The organism is Segatella copri (assembly GCF_009495355.1).
In the GTDB taxonomy this organism is placed as follows: domain Bacteria; phylum Bacteroidota; class Bacteroidia; order Bacteroidales; family Bacteroidaceae; genus Prevotella.
In genome coordinates this window covers 1-17,835 of record NZ_VZAD01000036.1, presented here as the reverse complement: position 1 = coordinate 17,835, position 17,835 = coordinate 1, and the positions used below count along the sequence as shown (strand labels likewise).

At 51.8% G+C, this 17,835-nt stretch carries 15 protein-coding genes; 14 read left to right on the top strand and 1 reads right to left on the bottom strand.

Going from position 1 to position 17,835, the window contains the following annotated elements:
• Window positions 1-77 precede the first annotated feature (77 nt).
• From F7D20_RS03950 to F7D20_RS03895, 12 genes are all read left to right on the top strand, one after another.
• Window positions 78-956, top strand: coding sequence for a YicC/YloC family endoribonuclease (locus tag F7D20_RS03950; protein ID WP_158462936.1), 879 nt, complete (start codon window positions 78-80; stop codon window positions 954-956).
• Window positions 957-1,271: 315 nt separating this feature from the next.
• Window positions 1,272-1,847 carry a guanylate kinase gene (gene gmk, locus F7D20_RS03945; protein WP_158462935.1) on the top strand — a complete coding sequence of 192 codons (576 nt, stop codon included), beginning with the start codon at window positions 1,272-1,274 and terminating at the stop codon, window positions 1,845-1,847.
• A gap of 488 nt (window positions 1,848-2,335) precedes the next feature.
• Window positions 2,336-2,920 (top strand): nicotinate (nicotinamide) nucleotide adenylyltransferase, encoded by a 585-nt coding sequence (nadD, locus tag F7D20_RS03940; RefSeq protein WP_158462934.1) that lies wholly within the window; start codon window positions 2,336-2,338, stop codon window positions 2,918-2,920.
• A 15-nt stretch (window positions 2,921-2,935) separates the two neighbouring features.
• Window positions 2,936-4,834 carry a sulfatase-like hydrolase/transferase gene (locus F7D20_RS03935; protein WP_158462933.1) on the top strand — a complete coding sequence of 633 codons (1,899 nt, stop codon included), beginning with the start codon at window positions 2,936-2,938 and terminating at the stop codon, window positions 4,832-4,834.
• A 4-nt stretch (window positions 4,835-4,838) separates the two neighbouring features.
• Entirely contained in the window at window positions 4,839-5,963 is a 1,125-nt protein-coding gene (locus tag F7D20_RS03930; protein WP_158462932.1) for an acyltransferase family protein, read from the top strand.
• 54 nt (window positions 5,964-6,017) lie between these two features.
• Window positions 6,018-7,028, top strand: coding sequence for an acyltransferase family protein (locus tag F7D20_RS03925; protein WP_158462931.1), 1,011 nt, complete (start codon window positions 6,018-6,020; stop codon window positions 7,026-7,028).
• Between the two features lie 69 nt (window positions 7,029-7,097).
• Window positions 7,098-8,009, top strand: coding sequence for a decaprenyl-phosphate phosphoribosyltransferase (locus tag F7D20_RS03920; RefSeq protein ID WP_228114096.1), 912 nt, complete (start codon window positions 7,098-7,100; stop codon window positions 8,007-8,009).
• A gap of 1 nt (window position 8,010) precedes the next feature.
• Window positions 8,011-8,682 carry an HAD family hydrolase gene (locus F7D20_RS03915; RefSeq protein WP_158462930.1) on the top strand — a complete coding sequence of 224 codons (672 nt, stop codon included), beginning with the start codon at window positions 8,011-8,013 and terminating at the stop codon, window positions 8,680-8,682.
• Window positions 8,683-8,747: 65 nt separating this feature from the next.
• On the top strand, window positions 8,748-9,191 hold the full coding sequence (locus F7D20_RS03910) for a GtrA family protein (protein WP_158462929.1): 444 nt from the start codon (window positions 8,748-8,750) through the stop codon (window positions 9,189-9,191).
• A 54-nt stretch (window positions 9,192-9,245) separates the two neighbouring features.
• A complete protein-coding gene (locus tag F7D20_RS03905; protein WP_367383907.1) occupies window positions 9,246-10,682 on the top strand; it encodes a DUF6080 domain-containing protein in 1,437 nt (478 codons plus the stop codon).
• 196 nt (window positions 10,683-10,878) lie between these two features.
• Window positions 10,879-12,219, top strand: coding sequence for a DUF6080 domain-containing protein (locus F7D20_RS03900; protein ID WP_158462927.1), 1,341 nt, complete (start codon window positions 10,879-10,881; stop codon window positions 12,217-12,219).
• 31 nt (window positions 12,220-12,250) lie between these two features.
• Complete coding sequence (locus F7D20_RS03895; protein ID WP_158462926.1) at window positions 12,251-13,213, top strand: glycosyltransferase family 2 protein; 963 nt, start codon at window positions 12,251-12,253, stop codon at window positions 13,211-13,213.
• Window positions 13,214-13,415: 202 nt separating this feature from the next.
• Here the strand turns inward: F7D20_RS03895 and F7D20_RS03890 are convergent, their stop codons facing one another.
• Window positions 13,416-14,855, bottom strand: a complete 1,440-nt coding sequence (locus F7D20_RS03890) for a lipopolysaccharide biosynthesis protein (RefSeq protein ID WP_158462925.1) — start codon at window positions 14,853-14,855, stop codon at window positions 13,416-13,418.
• Between the two features lie 72 nt (window positions 14,856-14,927).
• Here F7D20_RS03890 and F7D20_RS03885 point away from each other — a divergent pair, with 72 nt between their 5' ends.
• Complete coding sequence (locus tag F7D20_RS03885) at window positions 14,928-16,031, top strand: glycosyltransferase family 4 protein (RefSeq protein ID WP_158462924.1); 1,104 nt, start codon at window positions 14,928-14,930, stop codon at window positions 16,029-16,031.
• A gap of 291 nt (window positions 16,032-16,322) precedes the next feature.
• On the top strand, window positions 16,323-17,798 hold the full coding sequence (pafA, locus tag F7D20_RS03880) for an alkaline phosphatase PafA (protein WP_158462923.1): 1,476 nt from the start codon (window positions 16,323-16,325) through the stop codon (window positions 17,796-17,798).
• Window positions 17,799-17,835 lie beyond the last annotated feature (37 nt).

Below are 17,835 nucleotides of genomic sequence, written 5' to 3'. Positions count from 1 at the left end.
ATTCTTAAATAAGGTGCAAATTTACGCTTTTTCTCGCATTTTTTTGTACTTTTGCAGAAATTTAACGTGAAGAATATATGATACAGTCAATGACAGGCTTCGGAAAAGCTACCGTAGCCTACAAAGAAAAGAAGATCAACGTAGAGGTTAAGTCGCTGAACAGCAAGGCTCTCGACCTCTCCACACGTATTACTCCTCTGTATAGAGAGAAGGAAATGGAGATACGTCAGTTCATCGCCAAGAATCTGGAAAGAGGCAAGATTGATTTCTCTATCTGGATAGAAAAGGACGTTGTGGCTGACGCCACGCCCATCAACATGGCGCTGGTGGAGAACTATTACCAGCAAATCAAGAAGATTTCGGCACAGACAGGCATTCCTGAGCCTGCCGACTGGTATGCTACGCTGTTGCGCCTGCCCGACGTGACGACCAAGACCGATGTGGAAGAACTGACCGACGAGGAATGGAAGGCTGCACAGCAAGCCATCGACGAGGCTGTGAACCACCTCATCGAGTTCCGCCGCCAGGAGGGAGCTGCACTGCAGAAGAAGTTCACCGAGAAAGTGGACAACATCCAGGCATTGCTCGCCAGCATAGAGCCTTACGAGAAATCGCGCGTGGAGAAGATCAAGACCAACATCGTGAACGGACTGCAGCAGATTCCTAATGTCGAATACGACAAGAACAGACTGGAGCAGGAACTGATCTACTACATCGAGAAACTCGACATCAGCGAGGAGAAGCAGCGACTCAGCAATCACCTGAAGTACTTCCGCGAGACAATGAACGAGGAAGGACACGGCGTGGGCAAAAAGCTGGGCTTCATCGCACAGGAAATGGGACGCGAAATCAACACCACTGGCTCGAAGAGCAACCAGGCTGAGATGCAGAACATCGTGGTGAAGATGAAGGACGAGCTGGAGCAGATCAAGGAACAAGTGCTCAATGCTCTGTAATAGAGTGAAGAACGAAGAATTCAACGGCTTTACTAATCATAAAGTTCAATGCTGAAGTTTCGCATGTAAGCTCCACACGCCCTGAAAGGGCAGAAGCTCATAGCCCAGGGCAGCGCCCTGGGTATAATGGCAGTCAACAAGGCGCCCTGTAAGGGCAAAAGCTTTGTAAATTGCCTGATTCTTTTGAGGCTTTTGCCCTTACAGGGCGACAAACTTGCGTCCTTGATTACCCAGGGCGCTGCCCTGGGCTAAGAGCTTCTGCCCTTTCAGGGCGTCTTGCGAAAGTTCAATTCAATGTATAATATTCAAAGCAAAATGAAGAATGGACTGTTAATATTCAGCGCCCCATCGGGCAGCGGAAAAAGCACCATCGTAAACTGGCTGATGAAGGAACACCCCGAACTGAAACTGGCTTTCTCCATCAGCTGCACATCGCGTGCACCACGTGGAACCGAACAGAACGGAGTGGAATACTTCTTCCTCACACCCGAGGAATTCAAAGCCAAGATAGAAGCCGACGAATTCCTGGAATACGAGGAAGTGTACCAAGACCGATTCTACGGCACGCTGAAATCGCAAGTGGAAAACCAGCTTGAGGCTGGCGACTCTGTAGTCTTCGATGTAGACGTGAAAGGAGGCGTCAACATCAAGAAGTTCTATGGCGGGCGCGCCCTCAGCATCTTCGTACAGCCGCCATCGGTAGAAGAGCTTCGCCGCCGTCTGAACGGTCGTGGCACCGATGCTCCCGAAGTTATCGAACAGCGACTGGCAAAGGCTAACTACGAGCTGACCTTCGCTCCACAGTTCGACCACATCGTGGTGAACGACAAGCTGGAGAAGGCTGAACAGGAAGTTTACAAGCTCGTTTCCGACTTTCTGAATCAAGAGTAAGACAAGCCGGGCTGAGGTTTCAAGGAAAAGTCCGGGTCGAGTCGTCGGATAAGGCAGGAATTAGTCATTGAAGTTTCACAAGTGGTTCAAGTACGGGCTGAAGGCCCAGAAGCTCCTATAAGCAGCACGCCCTGAAAGGGCAGAAGCTCTTAGCCCAGGGCAACGCCCTGGGTATAATGGCAATCAGCAAGGCGCCCTGTAGGGGCAACAGCTTTATAAATTGCCAGGAGTTTTAAAGCTTTTGCCCTTACAGGGCGACAGGTTTGCGTCCAAAATAACCCAGGGCGTTGCCCTGGGCTAAGAGCTTCTGCCCCTTCAGGGCGTGTGGAACATACTGGCGAAAGTAGAGTTAGTCACAATAGACGACCGGACTTGGTCATAATAGACGACCGGACTTGGTCACAATAGACGACCGGGCTTGGTCACAATAGACAACCGAACAAAGCCGTCACAGATGCCTCAAGTCAAACATAAAACAAGAGCGAAAGATGCAAAAGAAGAAAGTGGGCATATTCGGCGGGAGTTTCAACCCCATACACACAGGGCACATCGCCCTTGCCAAGAGCCTCTGCCAGCAGGCAGGGCTGGATGAAGTGTGGCTGATGGTTTCGCCCATGAACCCATTCAAGAAAGAAGCCACCGACCTACTGACAGACAAACTGCGGCTCGAGATGGCAGAACAAGCCATTGCCGACGAGCCAAAACTCAAGGCATGCGACTATGAGTTCCACATGCCCAAGCCTTCCTACACCTGGCACACGCTGCAGGCGCTGAGCCAAGACTTCCCCCACGTCAGCTTCACCCTCCTCATAGGAGGCGACAACTGGGCTTCCTTCGACAAATGGTTTCACCACGAAGACATCCTGAGCCACTACCCCATCGTCGTCTATCCGCGAAAAGGGTGCGACATAGGAAAAGTGCCATCGGGCGTAACCATAGTGGAAACGCCTCTGCTCAACATCAGCAGCACCGAGATCCGTCAACGCATCAAGGAAGGCAAAAGCATACACGGCATGGTGCCCGACTGCATAGAGCCACTGGTCATGCAATACTACTCCAACCAACACCCCTAACAAGAGCAACAACAAATGAACTGGAAAACAAAGACCAAGAGTTTTCTGAAGTTAGCCTTCGCCCCCATCCGCGGCAACGCCAACTTCTTCATCTTTATGTATCTGCTCGGCATTATCTGTGCCGTAGTGACAACTCCACGCTGGGGAGTCGTGTACGACAACCTGGCGCTGGAACTGTTTGTCGACGTCTACGTGGTTTGCGCCCTGCTGATGCTCGTGCCCAAGAAGCGGAAGATACGCTTCTGCGTAAGGAGCCTGCTGTACATTATATTATATGTCACAGCACTTGCCGACACCTACTGCTTCGTCAACTTCGACTCCACGCTCAACCCCTCGATGCTGATGCTCGTGGGTGAGACCAATCCCGACGAGGCAAGCAACTTCATATCAGCCTGCCTCTCGCCTACCGTCATCTTCAGCGCCGTGGGATGGATTCTGCTGCTCATCCTCGTACAGGCCTTTGTGGCAGCCTTCCGCAAGCCCATCATCAAGAGTCTGGGCTTTGCCGTTACCTTCATCGAGCTGCTGTCGCTCAAGAAGAGATGGAACTGGGTGACGCGCGTTACCCGTGCCACACCCTACGCCCTGACCGTGATAGGCATCATCATCTTCATCACAGGAGCCTGCACCTCTTGGCACAACAAGATGGCGACATTCAAGCTCTTCGGAGGCAAGAACATAGGCGAAGTGGAGCACGAGCTCACCAATAAGGGACACGCCGAACTCTATATTCCTATCAACCGACTGGCTTTCAGCATCTACGCCAACAAGCTGGCCGCCAAACAGATCACACAGCTCATACATGCCGCCAAAGACGTACGGGTAGACAGTTGCAGCTACCGCTCGTCGAACATCGTGCTCATCATAGGCGAGAGCTACGGCCGACATCACTCCCAGCAGTATGGCTACTTCATGAAGACGACACCACGCCAGGCAGCGCTCGAAAAGTCGCGCAAGCTCACCAAGTTTACCGATGTCGTGACTTGTTGGAACCTCACCAGCTTCGTCTTCAAGAACGTCTTCTCGACACACGTTGTGGGCGAGAAAGGCGACTGGTGCGACTATCCGCTCTTCCCCGAGCTCTTCCGCAAGGCAGGCTATCAAGTCACCTTCATCACCAACGAGTTCCTGCCACAAGCCAAGGAAGCAGTCTACGACTTCAGCGGAGGCTTCTTCCTCAACAACCCAGAGCTCAGCAAGCTGCAGTTTGACAACCGCAACACCGAGCTTCATCCGCTCGACGACGGACTGCTCGACGACTACGACAACCACCTGAAACAAAAGCAGGGCGAGCACAACCTCATCATCTTCCACCTCATGGGTCAGCACGTAGACTACAAGTCGCGCTACCGCAAGGAGCAAACCGAGTTCTGGGCAGGCAACTACGAGGACAAGCGCCCCGAGCTGAACGCCAAGCAGCGCAAGATGTTGAGCCACTACGACAATGCCACCCTCTACAACGACTCCATCGTGGCACAGATAGTGAAGCGATTCGAGAAGGAAGACGCCATCATCATCTACATGCCCGACCACGGAGAAGAATGCTACGAGGAGAACCGAGGCTTTATCTGCCGCAACCATTCGGCAGCCATCGACTGGCCCCTTGCCCACTACGAGTTCGAGATTCCCTTCTGGATTTACTGCTCGCGCAAATACATACGCAAGCATCGCGACATCTACAAGCAGATACGCAAGGCCAAGGACCGACGCTACATGACCGACGCCCTGCCCCATCTGCTGCTCTATCTGGCTGGCATCGAAACGCCAACCTACCAGGCCAAATACAACATCCTCAGCCCTGAGTACGACGAGATGCGGCCACGCATCCTGAAAAACTCTGCCGACTACGACAAGCTGAGAGATGAACATATAGCAAAAGAGAAGAAAGCTAACGAGAAGAAGAAAGGAAAATAAGATTATGAGTACACCCACACTAAACCGAACAGAGTGCAACGCCCTGAGAGGACTTGCCATCATCGGCATCTTTCTGCACAACTACTGCCACTGGCTGGGCCCCATCGTCAAGGAGAACGAATACCAGTACATACAGCGCAACGTAGACTGGCTGCACCAGGTAATGGCGTCGCCCGACGGCTGGCTGCCCATGCATCTGCTGTCATTCTTCGGACATTATGGAGTGCCCGTATTTCTCTTCCTCAGCGCCTACGGACTGGTGCTGAAATACGAGTCTGGTCCACGCCTCACACAGGGCGCAGAGCGATTCAGCATCACAGGCCGTCACCTGCCCAATCTGGGTGAAGGACTGCGATTCGTACGCTATCACTACCTCAAGCTCTTCAAGATGATGATTGTGGGGTTCGTCGCATTTACCATGCTCGACTACCTCACTCCCGGGCCTCATCACTATCAGTCGCTCGACATCATCGCCATGCTGGGCATGTTCAACAACGTATTGCCCAATCCCGACCGCATCATCTGGCCCGGTCCATTCTGGTTCTTCGGTCTGATGATGCAGCTCTACATCATTTACCGCCTCTTCATCTACCGTCGCCACTGGGCTTTCACCATAGTGCTGATGGTGGTCTGCCTGGCGCTTCAACTGTGTCTCTCGCCCGACGGTGAGGCGATGAACCGCTATCGCTACAACTTCATGGGCGGCATGTTGCCATTCGGCATCGGCATTCTTTATGCCCGCTATGGCGAGAAGATTCTCATGACTTTCCATCACAACACAACCAACGCCTTTGGCATTATCTTCTGCGGAGCCATCATCTACAGTCTCAGCGGAAGCATGTTGGGCTGGACCTTCGTGCCTCTCTTCGTCTGTCTGTTCTGCGTCCTGGTAGCAAAGGTGCTGAGCGGAGTGAAATGGCTGCAGGGAGCATACAGATTTCTCGACTGGATGGGCGGAATATCGGCAGCACTCTTCGTCTGCCATCCTATCACCCGCAAAATATTCATCCCCATCAGCCGTTGGGGCGACATGTACGCCGGACTGCTGCTCTACATCATATCGAGCATCTGCTTAGCATGGCTCTTCTCTGAACTGATGAAGAAGATTCCGAGTCCAAAGATGAAGTAAGATGAAGTAAAGAGTGTGAGTTTCGAAAGTGAAGACAATTCAACCCCTTTCATTATGATAAAAATCAAAGATATAGAACTTGCCAATATAAGCCGATTCAGAGGCGAACTGATGGGAGCTGCCATGCTTTTCATCATCCTCTTTCATGTGGCGCTGCCACGCGAGGATGCTTTCTTCGGACTTCGTCGCATGGGCAATGTGGGAGTAGACATGTTTCTCTTCCTCAGCGGTATAGGTCTGTGGTTCTCGTGGACTAAGAATCCTGACGTGCGCCACTTCTTCATGCGCCGTTATCTGCGCATCTATCCCGCCTGGCTCATCATAGCCTGCCTGTTCTACATTCCGCGTTTTGAGGGAGGAGACCTCTGGGCATGGGTCGACCTCGTGGGCGACATCAGCATCAACTGGGATTTCTGGCTTCACGACGAGTTGAACTTCTGGTACATTCCCGCCACCATGATGCTCTATCTCTTTGCACCAGGCTACATGGAGCTTATCAAGCGCCACCCCATCTATCGCTGGTTGCCTGTGGTCATGATCATGTGGTGCATCCTTGTACAGTATGTCACTCCCATCCACCATGCCGTAGGCCATCTGGAGATTTTCTGGAGCCGCGTGCCAATCTTCTTCATCGGCATCAACATGGGCGAGATGGTAAGACAACGGCAAAGCCTCGACGGCACCAGCATCTGGATGATATGGATCATGTTTCTGATGACGCTCACCTCGAGCATCTTCCTCGAACAGGAACGCCACGGCATGTTTCCTCTCTTCTTAGAGCGCATGCTCTATATTCCCCTTACCATTACGAGCATTCTGCTGCTCAACCGTATCTTCCGCCGCACTCCCCAATGGTTCAACCGAGGCTTCATCTTTGTAGGAGCGCTGAGCTTAGAGGCTTACCTCATCCACATTCACTTCGTGCTCCACTACATAGAGAAATATCACTGGGGCTACTGGCCCACCTTCCTCGTCTGCATAGCCATCACGCTTCCTGCAGCCTGGCTTCTCAGCAAGACAGCAGGATGGATCAGCCGACAAATATCCAAAATCATCAAATACTGAGAATATTGAGAATACTCAACTTTCGCAGGGGGAGGGAGTTCAAGAGAATATTAAAGAAAACAGAGAATCATGAAAAAAATAGATTATAGAATGAACGAAAGCCGGGGCTTCTCTGCGCTGATGCGACTCATACGCCCCAAACAATGGATCAAGAACGGATTCGTCTTTGTACCGCTGTTCTTTGGCGGAGCTTTGTTTCACACCGACGCTCTTCTGGCTGGTGTCATCACTTTCTTTGCCTATAGCTTTGCCGCATCGAGTATCTATTGCTTCAACGACATTTTCGATGCAGAAGCCGACAGGCGCCATCCCGTAAAGTGCCACCGACCCATTGCCTCGGGAGCCGTTTCTGTCAAGGCGGCGTATTGTCTGATGATTCTGATGCTCATCCTTTCTATCGTCATCAGCGCTGCACTCGATTCATGGAAGGCCATGGGAATCATCCTTTTCTATTGGCTGCTCAATCTCTGCTATTGCGCCAAACTAAAGCAATACGCCATCATCGACGTCTGCATCGTTGCCTTCGGCTTTGTGCTTCGCCTGTTGGCAGGCGGTGTGGCCACCGATATTGCTCTGAGCAAGTGGATTGTGCTGATGACTTTCCTCATCACGCTCTTCATGAGTTTTGCCAAGCGACGCGACGATGTGCTGAGAATGGAGAAGACGGGCGAGGCGCCACGCAAGAATACGAGCCGCTACAACCTTACCTTCATCAACCAGGCCATCACCATCACTGCCTCGGTAACGCTTGTGTGCTACATCATGTACACGGTAAGTCCGGAGGTGATAGAGCATTTCAACACCGAGCATCTCTATCTCACAAGTGTCTTCGTGCTGGTAGGATTGCTGCGCTACATACAGATAGCTGTGGTAGACCAACAGAGCGGCGACCCAACCCGTATCATGCTCCACGACCACATCACACAGTTCATCATCCTGGCCTGGCTCCTCTCATTCCTGATTATTATATACATTATATAAGATGGAGGAAAAAGAAAGAATATATTGTTTCGACTTCGACGGAACACTCACCACCAAGGACACGCTCCTGGAGATTATCCGTTACAAAGCTGGCACATGGCGCCTGCTGTGGGGCTTTCTGCTCTACAGCCCCATCCTGGTGTTGATGAAACTTCACCTCTATCCCAACTGGAAAGCGAAGCAGCTCATCTTCACCCATTTCTTCGGCGGCATGAGCACACGCGCCTTCAATCTGCTGTGCCAGGACTTCGCCAAAGAACGCAGCAACCTTCTTCGTCCTGATATGATTGCCCTTGTCGGCCGGGCCGTCGAGGACAAAAAGAAAGTCTTCATAGTGAGTGCCAGCATCGACAACTGGGTTCGCCCCTTCTTCGCCACACAGGGCATTGGGGAAGTCGAGGTGTTGGGAACAAAAGTAGAAGAGAAAGACGGCTGTCTGACCGGGTGCTTCAGCACAGCCAACTGTTATGGCGTAGAGAAAGTAAGACGTATCAGCAAGGCTCTCTCGTCGAAATCAGATGAAGAAAAGCCATCAGGCGAAGCAAAAAAGCCGGCTCTCTCCTTCGACCGAAGCCGTTACCACATTACCGCCTACGGCGACAGTCGTGGCGACAAGGAAATGCTTGCCTTTGCCGACGAAGGGCATTTGGTAAACAGCCATAAAAGCGAATAGTTGCAGAAAGATTTGCGGGATAAAGGGAAAATGATTAATTTTGCATGCTAATCATTAACAAAGACATGAACATCAAGCAAAGAATACAGCAGATGGACGACTCGAAACGCGAGAAGTTGGGCGAGGTGGTGAGGTTTGGCATCGTAGGTGTGGCAGCCACCATCCTGCAGTACGTCATCTATCTCGTCATGATTCCCTGCCTTGCCTGGGGTCTTCCCCAGTTAGGCGCCAACGACCATGTACTGGCCACCACGGCCAACACCATTGCCTATATCGCCAGTTTCGTGTTCAATTTCATTGCCAGCACACGCTACACCTTCCGTGTCAAGGCCAATGCCAAGCGAGGAGCCGGCTTTACGTTCTCTCACATCATCAACTATACCCTGCAGACGGTCTGTCTGAATCTCTTCGTGGGCATGGGACTGACCAAGCAGATAGCCATGTTGCCCACACTCTGTGTCTGCATTCCCGTCAACTTCCTCTTAGTAAGATTCTTCCTGAAGAAGTGAAGGATGAAGATCTGTCTTCCCAAACAAGCAAGAAAATCAAAAGCAAACATCATGATAAAAAAAGCTTTCGAGATATTCAAGATCAAGCGCGAGGAGAGATGGCAGGCTCTCGTGGCACTGCTCCTGTTCATCGTGCTCAATGCGCTGACCATCATCAAGTACAATAGCCAGTTCACACAGCTCAGCGACAACTATCACAAACTCTTTGTCAAAACCTTCCATGTGGCAGGTTTCGACCCGCTTACCTATGCTGTCGTTTCCTGTTGGGACACAGAGTACAACGTGTATCGCCATCCTCTGCTGGCTTTCTTTATGTACATTCCCAACCTGATCAACCAGGCACTCATTGCCCTTACAGGCATCAACTGCGTGCAGTACATCGTGGCCATTATCCTCGTGTTCTGCTCCTTCTATTCGTTCATCTTCCTCTACCGTATCTTCCGCGAAGTGATAGGCTTGAAGAACTGCGATGCCACCCTGCTGTCGGCTTTCTACTTCTCCTTTGCCTATGTGATGGTTTCAGCCATGGTGCCCGACCATTTCATCATGTCGATGATGCTGCTGCTCATGACACTCTACATCAGCGGCATCTGCATGCAGAAAGGACGCCGGCTCACCACCTGGCAGACCGTAGTGCTCTTTGTGCTTACAGCAGGCGTATCGCTCAACAACGGACTGAAGACATTCCTCGCAGCCCTGTTTACCAACGGCCGGAAATTCTTCCGTCCCAAGTATCTGCTCTTGGGCATCATCCTGCCAGCCGCCCTGATGTGGGCTGTGGCACGTGTGGAATACCGCACCTTTGTATGGCCCAAGGAGATGGCACGCCACGAGATGAGAATGAAGAAGAGCGAAGAGGCCAAAAAGCTGATTTACAAGCAGTATCGCGATACGGCACAGGTGAAAGACTCGGCACAGGTAGAGGCTGCCGTGAAAGCCATCATACAGAAGAAGGCACAGGCGAAGTACGTGAGAGACCATAAGCAGATATGGAACAGAAACACGGGCAAGCCCATTGCCAAAGGCGAGTTTATGGGCTGGACCGACATCACGACCTCGCGCACAGAGACGGCTTTGGAAAACCTCTTTGGCGAAGCCATCCAGCTGCATCGCCAGCACCTGTTGGAGGACGTGCTGCGAAGCCGTCCTGTCATCGTGGGCTACGACTCGGCCATCAACTACATCGTAGAGGGCATCATTCTGCTGCTCTTCGCTTTGGGCATTTTCTTCGGCGTGCGCTCTAAGTTCTTCTGTCTGTCGATGCTTTTCTTCCTCTTCGACATTGCCCTGCACATCGGTTTGGGATTCGGCATCAACGAGATTTACATCATGACGGCACACTACATGTTCTTTGTGCCCATCGCCATCGCCTTCCTCTTGCGCCACCTGCGAGGAAAGAGCCTCTCGCTCTGCCGTTCTGTCCTGATAGGACTCACCTTCTATCTCATCACTTACAACGGAGCGCTGCTCTTCCGCTATATGCTGAGTTAAGGTATTAAGAAGTTAAGGAGTTAAGGAGTTAAGACAATAGCTTTTGTGGACTTGAAATTAAACACTAAACATTTCCTCCAAGGATGTTGTCTTAACTCCTCAGCGACCGAAGGAAGCGATAACTTCTTAACTCCTTTAACTCCCCAGCGAAACTCCTCCATGACGTAAAAGAGAAACAATATATTAAGCAACAAATATGAACCATATTTTCAAGATAAGAAAAGAAGAGAAGTGGGCAGTCATCGTGGCGCTCCTTGTATTCGCAGCACTCAACACACTCATGGTGTGCTATCACTTCACACCCTTTACCAAGGGCGGAAACCACATAGGCTACTGGAGTCTCTTCACCCGATACTATCAGCTGTCGGGCTTCGACGTGTTCACCTATCTCACCGTGTCGAAGTGGAACGCCTACTACACCGAGTTCCGTCATCCGTTGCTGCCATTCCTCTGGTATCCGTTCTATCTGCTCAACTACTGGCAGATGCAGCTCACGGGCAAGAACATTGCCATCATCCTCGTGGCTGTGGTGATGACGATTCTCTCCACCTACTCGTTTGTCTTCATCCGCCGCACCTTCCGTGAGATACTGCAGCTTGACAAACTCGACTCCAACCTGCTGTCGGCCCTTTTCTTCTCCTTTGCCTACATCATGCTCTCCAGCTTCGTGCCCGACCATTTCGGTCTGTCGATGTTCATGCTCACCCTCACGTTCTATGTGGCAGGCAAGCACATCGTGAACCGTGAGAAGATGCCGGCCTGGCAGACAGCCACGCTCTTCGTCTTCACGGCAGGCATTACCATCACCAACGGAGCCAAGGTGTTCCTCTCTGCCCTCTTTGCCAACGGCAAGGACATCTTCAGATGGCGCCACCTGCTGATGGGCATCGTCATTCCCTCGCTGTTCATCATCGCAGCTGCCATCTGGCAGAACGAGGCTTTCATCATTCCTCACCGCCAGGAAGGACTCCGCATTCTGCATGCACGCGAACAGCGCGACAGCGTGTTCAAGGCACAGGTGGAAGCCGACCAGAAGCGCAAGCGAGAGATTCACGGAACCGCCATCAAGGAGAAAGGCATCCTCTCTTGGGCCGACCTTAGCGTGTCGCGTCCACAGTCGCTGGTAGAGAATGTCTTTGGCGAATCGCTCATCCTTCACAAAGATCATCTGCTGCAGGACGTCGGCACCCGCCGCCCCATTTTTGTACGTTACCGCACGCCTCTGCCCTATGTTCTCGAAGCCATCCTCGTGGTGCTCTTTGCCGCAGGTCTGTGGATGGGACGCAGGTCGAAGTTCCTGTGGATGATAGGTGCATGGGTGGCGTTCGACGCATTCATACACTTAGGATTGGGCTTCGGCCTCAACGAGGTGTACATCATGACAGCCCACTGGGCTTTCATCATCCCCATCGCCATAGGCTATCTGCTCAAAGGTCTCAGCGCCAGGAACCAGTCACATCTGCGCCTCATCGTCATGGTGCTTGCTGTATTCCTATTCTTCTACAACGGGCTGCTCATTGCCCAGTATCTATTGTAAATTACTTCACCCATCCAAACCTTTCACCATCATGCCCACAGTATCCATCCTCGTCCCCATCTACGGTGTAGAGAAATACATAGAACAATGTGCCGAGACTCTGTTCCAGCAGTCTTTTGCCGACATAGAGTATGTATTTGTAAACGACTGTACCAAGGACAGAAGTGTGGAAATACTGCAACAGACTATCGACCGGTTTCCTGAGCGAAAGTCACAGGTGAAACTGATTCAGCACGAGCACAACAAGGGTTTGGGAGGCGCACGCCATACAGCTTTCGCTGCCTCGCGAGGCCGATACATCATGCATGTGGACAGCGACGATCTTCTGCCACTCGATGCAGTGGAAAAGCTGGTAAAAGCTGCCGAGAAGAGCGGTGCCGACATCGTAGACGGAGGCTTTGCCGACTGGGAGAACGGACAAGCCACTCTGTTTCATCCTGCCGCCCATGACAGCCATCGCACCTATCAGCGCAAACTGCTCTGCCAGAACATCACCTCCAACCGCATCTGGGGAAGAATCTATCGCAGGGATCTGCTCGAAAACCACGGCATATACAGCGTCGAGGGCATAGACTACAGCGAGGACTACGCCGTGGTGGCACGAGTCATGTACTTTGCCAAGCGCTATTTCATCGACGATGTGGTGTACTATTATCGCAAAGACAACATCACCTCCTACACCCACGACATCTCGGAGAAAAACCTCACCTCGCACTTCAAGGCCTGCCAGCTTGTGGCATCGTTCATCGAGCAGCATGACAACAAGGGTATTTACCGCACAGCCACCGACATCGGCATGGTGAATGCCTATCGCGTAGCAGCCGAACAGCATCTGCCTCTCGAAAAGGTAGACAGCATCTGCACCTATCGCGTCACCCATCCCGTCTGCCGCCTCTGTATCGCCCTGCTGCGCCGTGGCTGGAAGGTGAAACACGTCAATCTCTTGTATCTGTTGTTCAGAAGAATTTATAATTTACAGATATTCAGAAGGTAGAGAAGTTAAGAAAAGTTTGGGAGAAAGTTAAGAAAAGTTTGGGAGAAAGTTAAGGGAATGTTGGGAGGAAGTGAGTGAATTGTTTCTTCTCACTTATCAAATTCTCCGTTCCAAATCACGGAACGGACATTCCAAATCACGGAACGGCCATTCCGAATCACGGAACGGACATTCCGAACTACGGAACGGAGATTTCTGCACACTATTTTTTCTTTTTCTTCATGAATGTGAGACATTCTTCGAGTATCTTGACGCGAAGAAGCTTCATGACTGCAAAATAGAACGAAGAAGCCAGGATGATTCTTACCAGCAAGAGCAGGTAGATGTTCGACAGCCAGCAGGTGAGATAATAAGTTGCCACCATACAGCCTGCCGCACAGAACAGGAAGGGAAGTGTGTCGAGACAGACATCCCTGAAGCGCAAGCCTGTGATGTGTCTGATGGCGCCCTGCCACACCAACAGCCACAATATCATAAAGGCTGTGTAAGCCACAACCATCCAGTAGATGCCGTAGCTGTGACAGCAAAGCACCAACGCCAGCAATCCTACCACCTGCCCCAGATTGCACCACATGTAAACATCCGAGCGTCCGTTGCTGATGGCGAGGTTCTGATAGAGTGTGTACAGCGGAACGAAGGCTCCGCTCACGCTGAGAATCTGCAGCAGGGGCACACTCGCTATCCACTTGTCGCTGATGGTGATGAGGATGAACTCGTGCGAGACCAGTGCCAGTCCGAACATCAGCGGGAAGGAGAGAAAGGAGGTGAAGCGGAACATCTTGCGAAACACCTGCTGTTCCTTGCCCCGGTCGTCTTTCACCGACGAGAGCACGGGCTGCGCTATCTGCCCCACCGTGTTGGAGATAAACGAATTGGCCTTGGTGTTCCAGTTGTAAGCCTGCGAGTAGTTGCCCACATCGTCAATAGGATAGAAACGACCGAAGATAAAGGTCAGCACATTGTTGCTCACAGTGTTGATGATATTGGTGATGAGCAGCTTCACGCTGAAGGCGAACATCTGCCTCACCGGTCCGAAGTCGATATGCAGCTGTGGCCGCCAGCCTGTGTAATAGAATCTGCCAAAGTTGAGCACCGTAATAAAAATTACCTGCTGCCATGCGAGGCTCCAGTAGGCCATGCCGCTGAAGGCGAGGCACACGCCCACCACATTCGATGATATGAGCGCCACGAAGCTCACGATGGCTATCTCCTTGTTCATCATATTCTTGGTCATGTAGGCATTCTGCACGATGCCAAACGAGGAGATGAAAAAAGCCAGAAACACGAAGCGCGACAGCCATACAAGGCAGGGCTGATGGAAAAAAGCCGCTATCAGCGGAGCGCTGAAGAAGAGCACCACATAGAGCGCAAAACTCACGATGACATTGAACCAGAACACCGAGTTGTAGTCGCGGTCGGTGGGATGTTTCAGGTTGACCAAAGCCTGCGTGAATCCGCTGCTCTGCAGGTTGCCAGCAATGAGTGTAAAGATGGTGAGTATGCCGATGATTCCATAGTCGGCAGGCGAGAGCAAGCGTGCCAGGAAGATGCCGAACAAGATGTTGAGCACCTGTGTGGAGCCACTGTTCATAGCTCCCCAAAACAATCCTTTAGCCGTTTTCTCCTTTAATGTTTCTGCCATTTTTCTATTATATTTTCTGCAAAATTAGCACTATTTGTTTGAAGTTCAAAACATTTTGCTTATTTTTGTCGTATGAAACGAATATTCCATATCATATCCCACTTCGACATGGGCGGAGCCGAGCGCGTGGCACTCAACATTGCTCTGTCCGAGAATCCCGACTTCGAGTATCATATTGTCGAGGTCGTGAGAGGCCGTTCGCCCTTCACACGGCAGTTTATCGGCGAGATGAAAGCGGTTCACATCGCCTTCCACCGCTCACCCGTTCCCGCAGTGCCGTTTCACTACCTCTTCGAGAAGACGGCAGCGCTGCTGTTTCCGTTGTGGTTTGTATTCCTCTTCCTGAAGTATCGTCCTACAGTCGTCCACTGCCACAGCGAGATTCCCGAATGGGCGGTCTATCGGTTTTTCCATCTCTTTCCCCGTCTCGCCCGCCATTGCCGCGTGGTGCGCACCATTCACAACACGTCTCTGTGGCACGGCATGCAGAAGACGGGCAGCAAGGTGGAAGCTTGGCTGCAGTCGAAGAATGCCAACATCGCCATCTCCACCTCGGTGCTCGATACTTATCAGAAAGCTTACCACGCCCTGCCACCTATTATATATAATGGCATTGCGCCCTGCCAGGAGCGGAAGACGTATCCCGGGCTTATGGAGGGAAAAGTCAACATCCTCTTTGCCGGACGCATGGAGGAGCAGAAAGGCATCAGCCATCTGGCCGACATCGTGGAGAGGCTGAGCTGCAACGACCGCTACTTCTTCCACATCTTCGGCAACGGCAGACTCAAGGACATGCTCATCCACAGAATAGGCGATGCGCCCAATGCCAGCATCCATCCGCCACTCTTCGGCCTGTCGGCTTATCTCGGTTCGTTCGACTATCTGCTCATGCCTTCAGAGCACGAGGGTCTGGCGCTGCTGTCCATCGAGGCAAGCATGGAGGGCACGCCCGTCATCATCAATGATGCCAAGGGGCTCTCCGACACGCTGCCCACCGACTGGCCGCTCAAGGTGGAGCACAACGACATCGATGCCTACATGCGCCTCTTCACCCATACCATTCCTCAAGGCGAGAGAGCTCTTTGGGCAGAACAAGCCCGACAGTATGCCATGAGCCACTTTTCGCTGCAACAGATGCAAGAGGCTTACGAAAGAGTTTACCGGGGAGAAGATTGAGGATTTATCCGCTGTTTCTGGAGTTAAATTAGTTTCGGCAACAAAATTACGCATTTTCTTTGGGATAGCCTTCGATTTTAGAAATAAAAAATCATTCTCTTCGCTTAATCAGTTTTTTTATGTAACTTTGCAGAAGATTGACTGCACTCGGCAATTTGAAAACAAGTTTTCATTACGCTCGTTTGTACAATCTTTGCAGAAGATTGACTGCACTCGGCAATTTGAAAACAAGTTTTCATTGCGCTCGTTTGTACAATCTTTGCAGAAGATTAACCAGTAACCCTATAAAACATGAACAGAATTTATCGACTGATTTTCATTCTCTGTGCCTTCTGCGGAATAGCTCAGGCACAACCCGAACGCCCCAAGCTCGTGGTGGGCATTGTGATCGACCAGATGAGATGGGACTATCTCTATCGTTATTATGCGCGCTATGGTGAGGGCGGATTCAAGCGAATGCTCGGCGAAGGCTTCAGCGTAGAAAACTGCCAGATACCTTACATCCCATCCGTTACTGCCATCGGACACTCTTGCGTCTGGACAGGCTCCGTGCCCTCAATACACGGCATTGCCGGCAACGCCTTTGTGAAAGACGGAAAGATTGTCAACTGCGTGGGCGACAACACCGTGAAACCCGTAGGCTCCGATGGAAAGGCAGGCTACATGTCGCCACGCAATCTGTGGGTGACAACCATCGGCGACGAGCTGCGCCTTGCCACCAACAACCGCTCCAAGGTCGTTGGCGTGGCGCTGAAAGACCGCGCCGCCATCCTTCCTGCCGGACATCATGCCAACGGTGCCTATTGGTTCGACGACAAGGCAGGACGATTCATCACCAGCACCTTCTATATGGACAAACTGCCCGAGTGGGTCAACAAGTTCAACAAGCGTAAGCTGGCAGAGAAATATCTCTCGCAGAAGTGGGAAACCCTCTACCCTATCGACACCTATCAGCAGAGCACAGCCGACGCCAACAACTACGAGAACGGCATCGTCGACGGCGAGAAGGCACAGTTGCCTCTCGACCTCGCTGCTCTCTACAAGAAGCATGGCTACAAGATCATCCGCAACACGCCCTTCGGCTGCAACCTCACCTTCGATATTGCCAAGGCTGCCATCGAGGGCGAGAACTTAGGCAAAAACACCGACACCGACCTGCTCACCATCAGCTGCTCGAGCACCGACTACATCGGCCATCAGGTGGGAGTCAACGCCGTTGAGACCGAAGACTGCTATCTGCGCCTCGACCAGGCACTTGCCGACTTCTTCGCCTATCTCGACAAGACCATCGGCAAGGGCAACTATCTCACCTTCCTCACTGCCGACCATGGTGCTGTCAACAATGCCGCCTTCCTGCAAGACCAGCGCATACCTGCCGGCATCTGGAACGGAAAATCTATGGTCAAGGAACTTAACCAAGAGCTCAAGGCTAAGTTCAACACCGACAAAGACCTCGTGATGACAATCATGAACTATCAGGTGTTCTTCAACACCGCCACCATCGAGGAGGCTGGTCTCGACTATGCTGCCGTAAAGCAGGTGGTAGTCAACCGTCTGAAGAAAGAGAAGATTGTGCACTATGCCTTCGACATGGAGAAGACCTCGACCGAAAGCATTCCCGAGCAGTTGAAGTTCCGTGCCATCAACGGCTACAACCGCGAGCGCAGCGGAGGCGTGCAGATTGTTCTGAAGCCTGCCCATTATGAGTACGATGTAGCGAAGGGTACCAGCCACGGCGCTTGGAATCCTTACCCCAGTTCGGGATAAGAATAGTTCATAAAAAAGTTGGTAGTCTCACAAATAT

Bases quoted from the DNA above. Each gene is read 5' to 3' on its own strand.
- F7D20_RS03910 (WP_158462929.1), top strand. From the start codon at position 8,748: ATGAACATCAAGCAAAGAATACAGCAGATGGACGACTCGAAACGCGAG.
- F7D20_RS03935 (WP_158462933.1), top strand. From the start codon at position 2,936: ATGAACTGGAAAACAAAGACCAAGAGTTTTCTGAAGTTAGCCTTCGCC.
- F7D20_RS03950 (WP_158462936.1), top strand. From the start codon at position 78: ATGATACAGTCAATGACAGGCTTCGGAAAAGCTACCGTAGCCTACAAA.
- pafA (WP_158462923.1), top strand. From the start codon at position 16,323: ATGAACAGAATTTATCGACTGATTTTCATTCTCTGTGCCTTCTGCGGA.
- gmk (WP_158462935.1), top strand. From the start codon at position 1,272: ATGAAGAATGGACTGTTAATATTCAGCGCCCCATCGGGCAGCGGAAAA.
- F7D20_RS03895 (WP_158462926.1), top strand. From the start codon at position 12,251: ATGCCCACAGTATCCATCCTCGTCCCCATCTACGGTGTAGAGAAATAC.
- F7D20_RS03900 (WP_158462927.1), top strand. From the start codon at position 10,879: ATGAACCATATTTTCAAGATAAGAAAAGAAGAGAAGTGGGCAGTCATC.
- F7D20_RS03915 (WP_158462930.1), top strand. From the start codon at position 8,011: ATGGAGGAAAAAGAAAGAATATATTGTTTCGACTTCGACGGAACACTC.
- F7D20_RS03920 (WP_228114096.1), top strand. From the start codon at position 7,098: ATGAAAAAAATAGATTATAGAATGAACGAAAGCCGGGGCTTCTCTGCG.
- F7D20_RS03930 (WP_158462932.1), top strand. From the start codon at position 4,839: ATGAGTACACCCACACTAAACCGAACAGAGTGCAACGCCCTGAGAGGA.
- F7D20_RS03925 (WP_158462931.1), top strand. From the start codon at position 6,018: ATGATAAAAATCAAAGATATAGAACTTGCCAATATAAGCCGATTCAGA.
- F7D20_RS03885 (WP_158462924.1), top strand. From the start codon at position 14,928: ATGAAACGAATATTCCATATCATATCCCACTTCGACATGGGCGGAGCC.
- nadD (WP_158462934.1), top strand. From the start codon at position 2,336: ATGCAAAAGAAGAAAGTGGGCATATTCGGCGGGAGTTTCAACCCCATA.
- F7D20_RS03890 (WP_158462925.1), bottom strand. From the start codon at position 14,855: ATGGCAGAAACATTAAAGGAGAAAACGGCTAAAGGATTGTTTTGGGGA.